Here is a 15,991-nt window from a genome sequence, read left to right as displayed (position 1 = left end):
TGAGAAGAGTGTAAGGAAAGCGAAAAGAGAGTTTGCCCCGCCGGAGTGGGGCAACAGGAAAGCGATATTTAGCTGATAGGTTGGACAATTGCAGTGCGTCGGAAATGCATTCTTAGGCGTAACATTGTGACCAACGCTACGGCCATCACAGCCATAGCTGCCAATGGAAGTTGTTGTAAATGTAAACCAAAGGCTAATAATGTGCCGCCAAGCCAAGCGCCGAGAGCATTACCCAGATTGAAAGCACTCTGGTTAAATGTTGATGCCAAATTAGGAGCATCACGGGCTTGATCCACCACCAAGAGTTGCAGCATAGGGCACAGAGCGAATGCGACAATACTCCAGATAAATAATGTCAGTAGTGCCGGTAAATAAAAACCAATGGTGTAGTGAAGAGCGAGCAGGATAGCGATTAATATGGCTATCAATCTCGTCATCGAACCTACCAGATTTCTATCCCCTAATCGCCCCCCTAGAACACTCCCGATAGACAAGCCAACGCCAAGAATGAGCAGTACAACTGTCACGCCGTGTTCAGACACACGAGTAACTTCGCGCAATAAGGGAGCAATATAGGTGAAAACAGTAAAGAGACTGGTATTGGTTAATACGGATAACAGCAGGGCAGTTTGCACTTTCTTCTGCATCAGCGTTTTGAACTCTAACTTTGGGCTGATTTTCTTCATTGGAATATGACTTGGTAGCCACGCTATGACGGCAATAATGGCAACAATACCGATAGCGCTAACCCCCCAAAATGCCGCACGCCAGCCGAAAGCCTGACCAATTGCCGTCCCCAGAGGCACACCCAACACGTTCGCTAACGTGACACCCATAAAGACCAATGCGATTGCGCGAGCACGGCGATTGGGCTGAACCAAATCGGTGGCGACTACCGATGCCAACCCAAAGAATGTGCCGTGGCACAGAGCGGCAATAATACGAGCAGCCATTAATAGGTTATAGGTTTCAGCCAAGGCACACAGAACATTGCCGATAATAAACAGGACGATTAAGCCCAGTAGCGTGGATTTACGTGGAATTCTTGCCGTCGCAATAGCCAATAAAGGAGCGCCGACCACCACCCCCATGGCATAAACAGAAACCAGCATACCGGTTTTAGGGATACTGACCCCCAAATCATGGGCAACTTCTGGCAACAGTCCCATAATGACAAACTCGCTGGTGCCAATGCCAAATGTAGCAATGGTTAGTGCAATAATAGCCAACGGCATGAATAACTCCCGAACAGTCTCCCTTGGTGCGAGAGACTGAATAACAACAATATCAACTCGCTCCCTGACATGAATATGAAAGAGAAAAAGTCTTTGTAGGTGAATTTAATTGGACAATTTTATCATCGACCCTAAATGGCGTCTAACGGCAAAGTGCTATATTAAAAAGTAATTAAATATAGCAAATTTCATTTTTATGTTTTGAATTCAGCTAAATATATAACACCGTATAAACTCCTATTTACTTGATAAATAATATTATTTTTGTTTTTTCACCTTAAAGCGATTGCCTGGTCTCCATCATTCACTTTGCTTAGTACAAAAAAACATAAGCAGCGGCTTTTTTGTATTTGTTTGTCACCTTTGTCCCCCGTAAATCTATACATCAAACAAAACACGATAAAAGGGGGTTAGTGTGAATTTCCAGCAACTCAAAATTATTCGGGAATCGGCCCGTTGCAATTACAACCTTACTGAAGTGGCAAATACTTTATTTACCTCGCAATCCGGTGTCAGCCGGCATATTCGAGAGCTGGAAGAAGAATTAGGCATTGAGATATTTATTCGGCGTGGTAAACGTCTGTTAGGGATGACTGAGCCGGGGAAAGAATTGCTGACGGTAGCGGAACGCATGTTAAATGATGCGAATCAGATTCGCCGATTAGCCGATGTATTCAGTAACAATGATAGTGGGCAGCTACACATAGCAACGACTCATACTCAAGCGCGCTATAGCTTGCCCCGAGTCATTAAAGAGTTTCGCTTGCTGTATCCGCAGGTCAAGTTAGTCATCAGTCAGGGGAATCCACAAGAAATTGCCGCAATGTTGCAATCCGGTGAGGCTGATATTGGCATTGCTACCGAAGTATTGATGAGCGATGAGGCTGTGGCTGCATTTCCATATTATCGCTGGCATCACGCGATTGTTGTGCCGGAAAATCATCCATTAACGCAAGAATCCAATATCACGCTAGAAATCTTAAGTCGTTTGCCATTAATTACTTACCGTCAAGGTATCACCGGGCGCTCCCGATTGGACAACGCCTTTAAAAACGCAGGTCTGATACCTGATATTGCGCTCAGTGCCCAAGATTCTGATGTGATCAAAACCTATGTTGAATTGGGGCTGGGGGTTGGGATTCTGGCTGATATGTCCTATGAGGCGCATCGCGATAAAGGGCTGGTACGGCTGAATGCGGAACATCTCTTTGATGCCAACACGGTTTGGTTGGGATTAAAACGCGGTCAGTTACAACGTAACTTTATCTGGTTCTTTATCCAGCTCTGTAATCCAACACTTTCTCTGCATGACATTAAAGAGAAAGTGTTGGCTGAAGCAAGCAATGAGGTGGTGATCGACTACCAAATTTAGAAAGATGACGTGATGGGCCGGGTCAAAACGTCAGTCAAGATCATCGTTATCTGGCGTAAACCGCACTCGGACTTCCGTCCCTCCTTCGTCTCGCTGACGAATATCGCACTGGCCGTGCAAGCTGGCGGCGCGATCTTGCATGATTATCAGGCCGTAATGATTCGGCCGCTGACTGGCCTGACCGATCCCGCAACCGTTGTCGATGATTGACATAACGATATCACCACCCTCCGCCGTGACGCTGACAGCAGCTTTACTGGCATGAGCGTGCTTATAAATATTATTGAGTGCCTCACGAGCAATATTGACCATATGAATTGCTTGGTGGTCGGGAACGGCGCCTGAAGCTAAGTTAAAATCGAAAGTAATAGGCACACCGGCTCGCTCGCCGAACTCGTTGACCAGTGTTTGTAGTGCCGCTTGCAATGTGGCTGCATTCAATTTCAGACGAAATGTTGTCAGCAATTCGCGTAACTCGCGATAAGCAACATTCAGTTCATCGCGCATTTGCTGCACTAATAACTTACTGGGTTCGGGCAAATCCGGGGCCTGCATTTGCAAACAACTGATTTGTATCTTCAGGCAAGAGAGCGATTGGGCGATTGAGTCATGTAACTCACGTGCGATAGCGGAGCGTTCCTCCATCAGTAGTAATTGCTGTTGATGCCGCGCCTGACTTTCTAGCGCCAAAGTACTGGTCAACTGCTCAACTAACATATTCACCAGTTGCTGTTGATCAGAATTAAGCGGGTTATCTGATGGCAGCTTTGCCAGCAGCAAACCATATTGGCCAAGTTTATCACTCAGACTCCAACTCAGCGATTCACGTGAGGTGGTGTGGCTCACTACCGTTGTTGAACCACTAATGGTTAGCGGTGTAGGGCGATTTTGTGGTGGTAAATATTCTCCATCGGCATTATCAGCAAGATGGGCGCGATAGAGATGATTTTCATACAAACATATCTGCACATTTTCCAACGGCGTCAGGGCTTGTAATTGCTCAATAACCGGCACTAGACGTTCACTCAGCGGCTGGTGGGTATGCAGTTGACGGCTACTGTGATAGAGAAAGGCCAACACTTGGTTTTTTTGTTGTAAGTCGGCTGTTTTCTGGGCAACACGCTGTTCCAAGTCACTGTAAATTAATGACAACTCCTGCGACATTCGATTCAGTGCAGTACCCAACATCCCCATTTCATCTCGTTGATATGAAAGAGTGTAGCGCTTACTGAAATCCCCACGGCCAATCGCATTCGCCATTGAGATTAATTGCAGCCATGGACGCAATAAACGGCGGCGCAGATAGTAAATAGTTGCCAGTAGGAGCCCCAATGTCAGAACGATAAAGACTAACTGAATCATGGTAACGAGTAGGAGGCGCTGCTCGGTTTTATGGTCAATGGCGAGTACCAGTGCGTCAAGCTGGTGGACAAAATCTGCCACGCTGTTGGAGACATCATCGGGATGCTTGGCTTGCAACAGTTGCGGTTTTAACGTGTTTTGCCAGTAGCGCTCAATTTGCTGGTACTGGCTGGTTAAGCCTTCCCGCTGAAGGGCATGCTGTAAATCACTGCTGGTCTTGTCTTGCTCCAGTGCCGTCAAATAGGGCAGATCACGATTATCCAACGGCACCATTGAAAGTAACCGGTAGCTTTGCATGCGCAGCGAACCCGCTTTATTAATGGCATGTGCGTTACCCTGAATGCTTTGTGCCATCCATGACGAAATTGTCATGCCAGCGAGCCCTAGCATTCCCAGCAGTATCATCAGCAAAGCTATCTGATTAACCAATGGGATGAGATAACGTTTCATAAAGTGGAGTTCCTTTAGCCAATAAGCGTAGCGACCTTGCCGCGAATGAACGCTGATGGGGATGATGTCAATGAGACTTCATCCCGGCGGCAGTCATCATCATACGGAACAGCATCGAGACTGCCAATAACGCCAGCACACTAGCGCACCAGATAAGCAGCATCCAACCGAATTTCTTCCACCAAGGTGCTTTTACCTGCTCTAGGGGTTGGGAGGTCGAGTGTGATTTCATCATTCAGTGATAACCCTGTTCGTGATTGATTTTCCCTCGAAAGACGTAATAGCTCCAGAAGGTGTAAACCAATATGATTGGAATAATAAAGAGCGCGCCAACCAGCATAAACCCCAGGCTTTGTGGCGGTGCTGCGGCCTGCCATAAGGTAATTGATGGTGGAATAAGGTAAGGCCAAATACTGATGCCCAAGCCGCTATACCCCAAAAACACGAGAAGCAGGGTCAGCAGGAAGGGAGCATAATGGCCGCCTTGATTGACTGAACGGAGCAATGACCCGCTGGCGAAAAGCACTAATATGGGCACGGGCAAAAACCAAAACAGATTGGGCAAGCTGAACCAACGTGCGGCAATTTGTGGATGTGTCAGCGGTGTCCATAGACTAATAACCGCAATAATTAATAACATCAGCAAAGTGAGTGGCGTAGCCAGTTTGTGCATTATCTGTTGTACATGACCCTCGGTTTTCATAATCAGCCAAGTGCATCCCAATAAGGCGTAAGCCGTGACAAGGCCTAAACCACAAAATAGAGCAAAGGGAGTCAACCAATCAAATGCTCCGCCACTGTAACTGCGCCCTGTGACGGGGAATCCATGAATGAAAGCACCAACAACCATTCCTTGTGTAAATGTGGCAACCAGTGAACCGCCAATAAAAGCTTTATCCCAGATATGCTGTTTTTCCGGGGTGGCTTTAAAACGGAATTCAAATGCCACGCCACGAAAAATCAGGCCTAACAGCATGAGAGTAAGTGGAATCGCCAGCGCATCCAAAATAACAGCATAGGCTAACGGGAAAGCCCCCAAGAGGGCGGCCCCCCCCAACACTAGCCAAGTTTCGTTGCCATCCCATACCGGGGCAACGCTGTTCATCATGAGATCACGGTCACGGCCATTTTTGACCAGCGGAAACAAAATCCCGATCCCTAAGTCAAAACCGTCCATAACCACATACATCATGGTGCTAAAGACGATAATGACAAACCAAATCAGTGGCAGATCAATGCCCATAATAAGCTCCTGTTTTTGGGCCTTTGCGAATGAGTCGCATCATGTAGGCGTAACCGACACCAAATACCGAACCATAGACCAAGATGAAGATAGCCAGACTGATGCTCATATGTATTTCACCATGAGATGAAACGGCATCGCTGGTGCGCTGGAGGCCATAGACAATCCAGGGCTGGCGGCCCACTTCGGTGGTAAACCAGCCAGCTAGAATCGCAATCAGCCCTGATGGCCCCATCCACAAAACGAAATAGAGAAAGGGGCGAGATTGATACAATCCGCCACGCCAGCGCAGCCATAAGCTCCAAAAACCAGCTAAAATCATTAACATACCCAATCCAACCATGATGCGAAAAGACCAGAACACAATGGTTGAGTTGGGGCGATCTTCCGGTGGGAATGATTTCAGCGCTGGGATCTGTTTATCCAGACTGTGTGTCAGGATTAGACTTCCTAAGTAGGGGATTTTCAGCGCAAAGTGAGTTTTCTCCTGTTTCATATCCGGCCAGCCGAACAGAATTAGCGGGGTCGGTTCGCCGGGTTCATTTTCCCAATGACCTTCAATGGCTGCAATTTTAGCCGGCTGATATTCCAGCGTATTTAGCCCATGAGCATCACCAATAGCCGCTTGAAGTGGCGCAACAATCAGAGCCATCCACATCGCCATTGAGAGCATCTTTCGCATCGCAGGGGTATCGCGCTTGCGCAGCAAATGCCAAGCGGCAGAAGCGCCGACAAAAAATGCGGAGGCCAGAAAAGCAGCTGTCGACATGTGTAGCAGCCGGTAAGGGAATGAGGGGTTAAAGATCACTTTTAGCCAGTCAACGGGTACAACTTGCCCATTAATAACGTCGAAACCTTGAGGCGTCTGCATCCAACTGTTGGAGGCCAGAATCCAGAAGGTCGACATTAAGGTGCCCAATGCCACCATACAGGTGGCGAAGAAATGTAAACCGGGGCCGACGCGATTCCAACCAAACAGCATGACACCCAAAAAACCAGCCTCAAGGAAGAAGGCGGTTAGGACTTCGTAGGTTAACAATGGGCCGGTGATACTACCGGCAAACTCAGAAAAAAAGCTCCAGTTAGTGCCAAATTGATAGGCCATAACTAAACCAGAAACCACGCCCATGCCAAAGTTTACGGCAAATATTTTTGACCAGAAATGATACAGACTGCGGTAATCCTCATTTTTGGTTTTTAGCCACAACCCTTCCAGTACCGCCAAAAAACTGGCGAGTCCGATAGTGATCGCAGGAAAGATGATATGGAATGAAATGGTGAAAGCGAATTGGATTCTGGCCAACTCAAGAGCGGTTAAGCCAAACATAGCGACCTCGCTGCAAACATGGTACTGCCTCATCAATCGATAAAATGAATCATGCGCACAGTCGTGACTTATTGGCGTCATTACTGGCGATTATTTCGGGGAGTGAACTTGGCAGATAGTTAACCATAAGTTAAAGTGGCTATAATAGTGACAATTAAATCAATCTTACCTATAACAGTTGGCCTATGACTCGATATGAACAGTTAGCGCAACAAATCCGGGCGCAAATACAGTCCAAGGTTTGGCAGGCAGGTGACAAACTGCCCTCATTGCGGGAAAGTTGTAAACAATCAGGTTTAAGTTTAATGACTGTGGTGCAGTCTTATCAGTTACTGGAAAGTCAGGGCTGGATCGTGGCGCGTCCGCAGTCGGGATATTATGTTGCTTCTCGTCCAACCCAATTGCCTCAGCCACAACGGGGCAAAAAACTGCATTTGGATGAACAGGTAGACATTAATACCTTTATTTTTGATGTGTTACAGGCCGGAAAAGATCCGGCAATTATGCCTTTTGGTTCGGCATTTCCAGACCCCAGTCTATTGTTGCAACCGCGTTTATCACGGGCGTTGGCCGGTGTCGCGCGCAAAATATCACCGCAGAGTTCTGTGGCCAACTTACCTCCGGGCAATGAAAGTTTACGGCGCAATATTGCCCAGCGTTATGCCGCCAGTGGCATGAATGTTTCGCCAGAGGAAATTGTGATTACCGCAGGTGCGATGGAGTCATTGAGTCTCAGTTTGCAGGCAGTGACACAACCTGGAGATTGGGTGGTTATCGAGTCGCCTGCATTTTATGGCGCATTACAGGCGATAGAGCGTCTACGTTTAAAAGCCATTGCTATTACCACCCACCCGCAAAACGGGATAGACCTGGATGCGCTTGAGCAGGTGATTAGCCAGTACCCGATCAAAGCCTGCTGGTTGATGACACATTTTCAGAATCCATTGGGCTGTATGATGTCTTGGCCGCAGAAAAAACGGCTGGTGGCGCTGCTGCAACAGAATAATATTTCACTGATCGAAGACGACGTTTATGGTGAGCTGTATTTTGGTGCCGAGCGACCACTGCCGGCAAAAGCACTTGATCAACATCGGCAAATTCTGCACTGCTCGTCTTTTTCTAAATGTTTGGCACCGGGGTTTCGCGTGGGGTGGGTAGCGGCGGGAGAGCATGCACAGCGGATCCAGCATTTACAACTGATGAGTACCGTCTCGGCCAGTGTTCCTACACAATTGGCTATTGCCGATTACCTCAGCCAAGGGGGTTATGATATCCATCTGCGCCGTTTGCGCCGCATAATGGAACAGCGCTTAAATGCATTGCGTCAGACGGTGGTGGAACATTTTCCTAAAAACGTCAAAATTAGCCACCCGGCAGGGGGCTATTTCTTATGGGTGGAATTGGAACCCCCTTTTAATGCCAGTGAATTGTACCGGCGAGCATTGGCGCTGGGGGTCAGTATTGCACCGGGCAGGATGTTCACGACAGGCAGCCAATTTGATCACTGTTTTCGCCTGAATGCTTCCTTCGCTTGGTCAGAGCAAAGTGAAAAAGCCATTCGCATTTTGGCGCAACTCATTACTCAATTGACGGGAGAAACAGGGCACCGTTCTCGCTAATCAGCCGTTTATTTCCTCGCACTATGATGCTGGCTGCGCCCAGAAATAGCGTTAATGCCAGCATAATCTTCTGTTGATACCCTCGATTTCTTTCTGTTTGCGTTATGCATAAACAACCTTATTTCGTTTTGCAACGCCACATTCCTCACAGCAGAAATGCACTTAATTGATGCGTTCACTGCTCATTTATAGGGCATGATAAAACTTCATTGTTATTTTTGTGTTGCTAAAGTGTGATCTGATAGAGCAAAAATCAAAATTGGCCTCAATTGCATATAATATCGAGAAAATCTACTGGATTGGGCAGTGTAACCGCTTAAATTCAGTATGAATGCTAGTCGTATGCATAATTATGCAATTTAAATTATTGTTTTAATGGAATTAATACATTCTATTCACATAGTGACTGGTGTGGCACGAAAGCTGCTGTACACTTTATATCAGGTGAATATATTTCATTCTTCATTGTTAACAGAGTACGAGATTTTTGTTGGTGAGGACGATAATCCCGACAACCTTTCTCTCAACCCAATATTTACGCTGATTAAAGAGGCCAATATGGAACAGCCAATCCCGGTTACCCGACAGTCTTTTGATGAATGGATCGTCCCAACCTATGCTCCGGCAGATTTTATCGTGGTGCGCGGTGAAGGTGCGACGCTGTGGGATCAGCAGGGCAAATCTTATATCGATTTTGCCGGTGGCATTGCGGTCAATGCTCTGGGGCATGGGCATCCGGCGGTCAAAGCTGCATTGATTGAGCAAGCCGACAAAGTGTGGCATCTGGGGAATGGCTATACCAACGAGCCAGTATTGCGCTTGGCAAAACAACTGATTGACGCCACTTTCGCCGAGAAAGTGTTTTTCTGTAACTCAGGTGCTGAGGCCAATGAGGCAGCGCTGAAACTGGCACGCAAATATGCATTGGATAATTTTGCCAACAAACCGGGTCAGCAGGGTGAGAAGAACCAGATTGTTGCATTCAGAAATGCATTTCATGGCCGGACATTGTTTACCGTCTCGGCAGGGGGGCAGCCTAAATACTCGCAAGATTTCGCGCCATTACCGGGCGGTATCAGCCACGGTATTTTTAATGATTTAGCCTCCGCGGCAGCTCTGATTACAGACCAAACCTGCGCAGTGATTGTCGAGCCAATTCAGGGTGAAGGCGGTGTGTTACCCGCAGATAAAGAGTTTCTGCACGGTTTGCGGATGTTGTGTGATCAGCACAATGCCTTACTGATTTTTGATGAAGTGCAAACGGGTGTAGGTCGTACCGGAGAACTGTACGCTTACATGCACTATGGCGTCACTCCGGATGTATTGACCAGCGCTAAAGCACTCGGTGGTGGGTTCCCTATTGCGGCAATGCTGACGACAACAAAATATGCCAGTGCACTGAATGTTGGCAGCCATGGCACGACTTACGGCGGCAACCCACTAGCGTGCGCTGTCGCTGGAACTGTTCTTTCCCTTATTAATACCCCTGAAGTACTGCACGGAGTTAAAGAAAGGCATCAGTGGTTCTTGGATGGGCTGGCTGAAATCAATGCGCGGTACAAGGTATTTGAAGAAATACGTGGGCGGGGGTTGCTCATTGGTTGTGTGCTCAACAGCGATTATGCCGGTAAGTCAAAAGACATTATTCAGGCTGCCGCTCAACACGGGTTGATTGCCTTGATAGCCGGGCCAGATGTGGTGCGTTTTGCTCCGTCACTGATTATCTCTCAGGGCGATATTAACGAGGGCTTGGCCCGACTTGCCATAGGTATTGAGCAGGTCTGTCGTAAGACTAAGCCGTAACATTTATGCAGTAAGCAAGGGACCTTGAATATGATGATCATTCGCCCGGTAGAGCGCCGTGATTTAGCTGATATTCTGGAGTTGGCTGGAAAAACTGGCGTTGGCATGACCTCACTGCCACAAAATGAGCCCCATTTGGCGGCTAGGATTGAGCGCGCGTTAAATACTTGGCAAGGTTCTTTAGCGACGGGTGAACAGGGTTATCTGTTCGTATTGGAAGACAGTGAACGAGAAAAGGTGGTTGGCGTCAGTGCCATTGAAGTGGCGGTGGGGATGAATGACCCTTGGTATAATTTTCGTGTCGGGACATTGGTTCATGCCTCCAAAACGCTCAATGTGTACAAATCAGTACCGACCTTATTTCTAAGTAATGATCACACCGGTTATAGCGAACTTTGCACACTGTTTCTTGATCCTGAATATCGTAAGGATAAAAACGGTCCTTTCTTATCAAAAGTCCGATTCCTATTTATTGCGGCATTTCGCCAGTATTTCTCACGCAAAGTGATTGCCGAGATGCGAGGTTACACGGATGAGCAAGGCCGCTCTCCATTTTGGGAAAATGTTGGCCGTCACTTCTTCTCCATTGAGTTTGCCAAAGCAGATTACCTCAGTGGCACGGGTCAAAAAGCTTTTATTGCTGAATTGATGCCCAAGCACCCGCTGTATGTTGATTTCCTGGCGGAAGAAGCCCGTGCTGTGATAGGTCAAGTTCATCCCCATACCGCACCTGCACGAGCGGTGCTGGAAACGGAAGGCCTGCAATATCAGGGGTATGTGGATATTTTTGACGGTGGGCCAACATTGGAAGCCAACACCGATGAAGTTCGGGCGGTGCGCGACAGCAGCAAGCGAACCGTGGTCATTGATGATATCGATATAGACCCAAGTGGCACGGCTTATTTAGTGGCTAATGACAGTTATCAATATTTCCGCTCAATATTGATTAACACTCACCTATCAGACGAATTACTGCATTTAACCACGGAAAATGCTGCTGCACTGGGTGTCGTTGCCGGTGATTCGGTTCGCATAGTCAGCCTTTTTGCTCCGGAGACAAGAAAATGACCCATCCTGCACTCTTTATTCAGGGGGAATGGCGCACTGGCAAAGGTGCTCATTTTGATAAACATGACCCTATAAACCAAACATTATTATGGCAAGCGCGAGCGGCAGACAGCGCCGATGTTGCCACTGCCTGCCAAGCGGCCAGAGATGCGTTCTCTGCATGGGCGCGCACGCCACTGGAACAGCGCGTAGCGCTAGTTCAAAAGTTTGCGACTTTACTTGAAAAGCACAAGCAGCAATTGGCACGCACAATTAGTCTCGAAACCAGCAAGCCGCACTGGGAAACGTTGACGGAAGTGCAGGCAATGATTGGAAAAGTGGCTATCTCATTGCAGGCCTATCAAGTTCGAACAGGGACCAGCCAAACCGCGATGGCGGATGGTATGTCAGTATTACGCCATCGACCACATGGTGTGTTAGCAGTATTTGGTCCTTACAATTTCCCTGGACATTTACCCAATGGGCATATTGTTCCTGCTCTGTTAGCCGGTAATACCGTGGTGTTCAAACCCAGTGAACTTACCCCGCTGACCGCAGAAGAAACCGTTAAATTATGGCAATTAGCCGGTCTTCCTGATGGGGTTATTAACTTAGTGCAAGGTGGGCGTGAGACCGGAGAAGCTCTGGCCGCTCAACCTGATATTGATGGTTTGCTGTTCACCGGCAGCGCCAATACCGGTTATCACTTACATCGCCAATTAGCAGGCCAGCCAGAAAAAATTCTGGCGTTGGAAATGGGCGGTAATAATGCATTGATTGTGGAGCAGATAACAGACTGTGATGCTGTCGTGAACCTTGCGATCCAGTCAGCGTTTATCTCTGCCGGTCAGCGCTGTACTTGTTCACGCCGCCTATTGGTCAAGATGGGCGCGGAAGGCGACGCCTTCTTACGGCGATTTATTGCGGTGGCTAAAGCATTGCGTATTGGCCCTTGGGATATGCAACCAGCCCCTTTTATGGGCGCGGTGATTTCATCTCCGGCAGCGGAAAAAATGTTGGCAGCGCAGCAACATTTAATCGAGCTTGGGGGCAAGCCATTATTGACCATGACTCGGCCTGATAGTCAAAGTGCTGTTTTGACTCCAGGCATCATTGAGATTACCGGCGTCAGCGGTGTTCCCGATGAGGAATATTTCGGGCCACTGGTGAGTGTCATTCGCTATACCGACTTCAACCAGGCGCTACAAATTGCTAACCAGACTCGATTTGGTTTAGCTATCGGATTGGTTTCAGAAGACCGCGACCAATTTGATCAACTGCTGCTAGAGGCTCGCGCCGGCATTGTTAACTGGAATAAACCTCTCACCGGAGCTTCTAGTGCCGCGCCGTTTGGCGGGGTTGGAGCCTCAGGTAATCACCGGCCAAGTGCATTCTATGCTGCAGATTATTGCGCTTGGCCAATGGCCTCATTGGAAAGCGAGAGTCTGACACTGCCTGCAACCTTATCGCCGGGCATTTCTTTTGATCTCCCCGATAGCCAATAGACCCATCACGGAGAACACGATGGCAGGATATGAAGTTAACTTTGATGGATTGGTCGGGCTGACACATCACTATGCTGGCTTGTCTTTTGGCAATGAAGCCTCAGCCAAATATCAAAACAACATTTCCAATCCCCGGTTGGCAGCAAAGCAGGGTTTACTGAAAATGAAAGCCTTGGCTGATTTAGGTTACCGACAAGGGGTGCTGCCGCCACAAGAGCGGCCAGCAATAAATGTTTTGCGCCAGCTCGGTTTTAGTGGTTCAGATGAGCAGGTATTAAGTGAGGTTGCGCGCAAATCTCCTCGTTTATTGTCTGCGGTAAGCTCCGCATCATCCATGTGGACTGCCAATGCAGCCACTGTTTCGCCCTCTGCCGACAGTGCGGATAGTCGTGTCCATTTCACTGTTGCCAATTTAAATAATAAGTTTCATCGGGCCATAGAAGTTGATACTACCGCCGAGATATTAAAAGGTATTTTCAATAACCATCGCCATTTTGTTCATCACGAAGCATTGCCGGGTGTCGAACTGTTTGGTGATGAGGGGGCTGCAAATCATAACCGTTTGGGCGGGGAGTATGACCAACCGGCAATTCAACTCTTTGTTTTTGGCCGCAAAGGGTTAGAAAGTGGGGCGACACCTAGCCGGTATCCAGCCCGCCAGACATTGGAAGCCAGTGAAGCGGTTGCACGTTTACACCTGCTAAAGCCTGAGCAGACGGTTTTTGTACAACAGAATCCGGCGGTGATCGATCAAGGCGTATTCCACAATGATGTTATCGCTGTCAGCAATAAAAATGTGCTGTTCCATCATCAACATGCATTTGTACCCGATATTCAGGTTATGGACGATATTCGCCATAAGATGGCGAGTATTGAGCAACAATTGATCACGATTGAAGTGCCTGCTGCTCAAGTGTCAGTTGCAGAGTCGGTCTCAACTTATTTATTTAACAGTCAGTTGCTGAGCAAACCGAATGGCAAAATGTTATTGGTTATTCCACAAGAATCGCAAGAAAGCCCCGCAGTATGGCGATATCTGTCTGAATTAATAAACAGTGGCGGGCCGATTGATGAAGTCAGGGTATTCGATTTGCGTGAAAGTATGCGCAATGGTGGTGGGCCTGCCTGCCTGCGATTGCGTGTTGCACTAAGTGACACGGAACTACAGGCGGTTAATAGCCGGGTTATGATGACGCCAGCGTTGTTTGTAACACTAAATAATTGGGTCGATCAGCATTATCGTGACCACTTGCAGTTTAAGGATTTAGCTGATCCTCAGCTCTTGCAGGAAGGGCGGCAAGCATTGGATGAACTGACAAGAATACTCAACCTCGGTTCGATATATCCGTTTCAGCGTTGCTAACCGTAAGAACTGTCATTCAGCGACCTGCACCGCACAAATATTTGGGAAAGGATGATGATGCTAGATTTCCTGTCGGTCACCTTATCGGGTCATCCACCGCCAGTTACCGGTGGTGAAACGGCAAACCTTGAATGGCAATGGATCGAGGACGGAGTATTCATGCTCACGCCTCGTCGTGGTCACACGCAGTCGGTGGTGCTATCGGCGGGTATCCATGGAAATGAAACCGCGCCGATTGAGATTCTCAACCAATTGGTATCAGATTTGTTAACTGGAAAATTATTGTTAGCAATACGTCTATTGGTGATATTAGGGAATCCGCCAGCAATAAAAGTGGGGGAGCGCTATCTCACTGCTGATATCAATCGTATGTTTGGTGGGCGTCATCAGAATTACCCACCTTGTGACGAAACGCGACGAGCCGAAACTCTTGAGCAAAAGGTGATTGAGTTTTTTGCCGCAGACCCTCATTCAACCCGGTTGCATTATGATTTACATACGGCAATTCGCGCCTCTCACCATACCCGTTTTGGGTTGCTTCCTTATCAACCAACACCCTACTCATCGACCATGTTACGTTGGCTACAGGATATTGAATTGGATGCATTGGTTATGCACACCTCGGCGGGGGGGACATTTGCTCATTTCAGTAGCGAGCATTGCCAGGCAGCGAGCTGTACCTTGGAGCTGGGTAAAGCGCTGCCTTTTGGTAAAAATCAGCTTGAGCAATTTAGCATGATAATCGCAGGGTTACGTGCTGTTGCCTGTGGTGGACAACTGCCAGAGCGGACTTCTGGCTCAATGAAATTTTATCGTGTTGTGAAATCGCTACTCAAAAAACATCCAGATTTTAAATTGTGGGTATCAGATGATACGGTGAACTTTACCCGCTTTAAGCAAGGTACATTAATGGCGGAACAACTGAGTGAGGTTTATCGGGTTGAACATGAATACGAGTGGATTTTATTTCCCAACCCGCGAGTTGCTTTAGGATTACGAGCTGGGATCATGTTGGTGCAAATGGACGGAAGTGAACTGCCAAAATCATAAGTAAGATGATATGACGAATACACCCACTGATAGTTACCTTAGTTAATATAACTAAAGAAAATTCTACTTAAGTTAAATTTGAAGTTATATATCGTATTTTACAAACAAAAAATGAGCTACTCACCATAATAGCTCATTTTTTCTTCTTAAGATTAAAGATTATCTTATTGAGTTTTTTATAAATCACACATCGTTAATTTAAATCCATCTAATTCCTCAAGCACTAAAGACTTACTTTTTATAAACCTATTAATGACATTGATGCTTTGTTTTTATCATTGCACCAAATGTGACATCCATCTCTATGGTGTTTGTATTTTAAATAGTCAATTAATTACTTTGGATATATAAAAAACGCATTGGATTTGTGATATCAGCTGCATTTTACAAATCTAATCATCCAACAGAACAAAAAAGAAACAAATTGAAATGACTTTGCACTGATTTGGTGCTATTGCACTGTTTTGGTTATATGTAATTACTTAAAAATTCATTTAATCAAAGGGTTATGAATAGTTCCGTAAAAAATATTTTGTTACAATTGATTACCTATTTATACCTATATATCTTCAATTTTACCGTTTTAACTTTTCGTGCTTAGTGATAATGTCTACT

At 47.0% G+C, this 15,991-nt stretch carries 12 protein-coding genes; 7 read left to right on the top strand and 5 right to left on the bottom strand.

Annotated elements, in window-relative coordinates; all coding sequences use genetic code 11:
* Positions 1-68 precede the first annotated feature (68 nt).
* On the bottom strand, positions 69-1,235 hold the full coding sequence (locus tag HUZ92_RS20450; protein ID WP_128451006.1) for an MFS transporter: 1,167 nt from the start codon (positions 1,233-1,235) through the stop codon (positions 69-71).
* 415 nt (positions 1,236-1,650) lie between these two features.
* Between HUZ92_RS20450 and cbl the strand changes: the two genes are divergently transcribed.
* A complete protein-coding gene (gene cbl, locus HUZ92_RS20445) occupies positions 1,651-2,607 on the top strand; it encodes an HTH-type transcriptional regulator Cbl (protein ID WP_050098254.1) in 957 nt (318 codons plus the stop codon).
* 30 nt (positions 2,608-2,637) lie between these two features.
* Here the strand turns inward: cbl and narX are convergent, their stop codons facing one another.
* From narX to HUZ92_RS20425, 4 genes are all read right to left on the bottom strand, one after another.
* Positions 2,638-4,419 (bottom strand): nitrate/nitrite two-component system sensor histidine kinase NarX, encoded by a 1,782-nt coding sequence (gene narX / locus HUZ92_RS20440; protein WP_050098253.1) that lies wholly within the window; start codon positions 4,417-4,419, stop codon positions 2,638-2,640.
* Positions 4,420-4,486: 67 nt separating this feature from the next.
* On the bottom strand, positions 4,487-4,654 hold the full coding sequence (locus HUZ92_RS20435) for a DUF2474 domain-containing protein (protein ID WP_072087778.1): 168 nt from the start codon (positions 4,652-4,654) through the stop codon (positions 4,487-4,489).
* Positions 4,655-5,662 (bottom strand): cytochrome d ubiquinol oxidase subunit II, encoded by a 1,008-nt coding sequence (gene cydB, locus HUZ92_RS20430; RefSeq protein WP_050098252.1) that lies wholly within the window; start codon positions 5,660-5,662, stop codon positions 4,655-4,657.
* Entirely contained in the window at positions 5,652-6,989 is a 1,338-nt protein-coding gene (locus tag HUZ92_RS20425) for a cytochrome ubiquinol oxidase subunit I (RefSeq protein WP_145579549.1), read from the bottom strand. Before HUZ92_RS20425 ends, cydB begins: the two co-directional genes overlap by 11 nt.
* A 185-nt stretch (positions 6,990-7,174) precedes the next feature.
* On the opposite strand from HUZ92_RS20425, the gene HUZ92_RS20420 reads away from it, so the two are divergent.
* The 6 genes from HUZ92_RS20420 (at position 7,175) to astE (ending at position 15,376) form a co-directional block, all read left to right on the top strand.
* Positions 7,175-8,608: an aminotransferase-like domain-containing protein gene (locus HUZ92_RS20420; protein ID WP_128451004.1), complete on the top strand. Its 1,434-nt coding sequence runs from the start codon at positions 7,175-7,177 to the stop codon at positions 8,606-8,608.
* Between the two features lie 558 nt (positions 8,609-9,166).
* Complete coding sequence (locus tag HUZ92_RS20415; protein ID WP_050098624.1) at positions 9,167-10,411, top strand: aspartate aminotransferase family protein; 1,245 nt, start codon at positions 9,167-9,169, stop codon at positions 10,409-10,411.
* A 30-nt stretch (positions 10,412-10,441) separates the two neighbouring features.
* A complete protein-coding gene (gene astA / locus HUZ92_RS20410; protein WP_087770294.1) occupies positions 10,442-11,479 on the top strand; it encodes an arginine N-succinyltransferase in 1,038 nt (345 codons plus the stop codon).
* Complete coding sequence (gene astD / locus HUZ92_RS20405; RefSeq protein WP_050098248.1) at positions 11,476-12,963, top strand: succinylglutamate-semialdehyde dehydrogenase; 1,488 nt, start codon at positions 11,476-11,478, stop codon at positions 12,961-12,963. Before astA ends, astD begins: the two co-directional genes overlap by 4 nt.
* A gap of 19 nt (positions 12,964-12,982) precedes the next feature.
* Positions 12,983-14,326 (top strand): N-succinylarginine dihydrolase, encoded by a 1,344-nt coding sequence (gene astB, locus HUZ92_RS20400; protein WP_145579550.1) that lies wholly within the window; start codon positions 12,983-12,985, stop codon positions 14,324-14,326.
* A 57-nt stretch (positions 14,327-14,383) separates the two neighbouring features.
* Entirely contained in the window at positions 14,384-15,376 is a 993-nt protein-coding gene (gene astE / locus HUZ92_RS20395) for a succinylglutamate desuccinylase (RefSeq protein WP_050098246.1), read from the top strand.
* Positions 15,377-15,991 lie beyond the last annotated feature (615 nt).

The sequence above is a fragment of the Yersinia vastinensis genome (assembly GCF_902726565.1).
Lineage (GTDB): Bacteria > Pseudomonadota > Gammaproteobacteria > Enterobacterales > Enterobacteriaceae > Yersinia > Yersinia vastinensis.
This window is presented reverse-complemented; position numbering and strand designations above follow the sequence as displayed.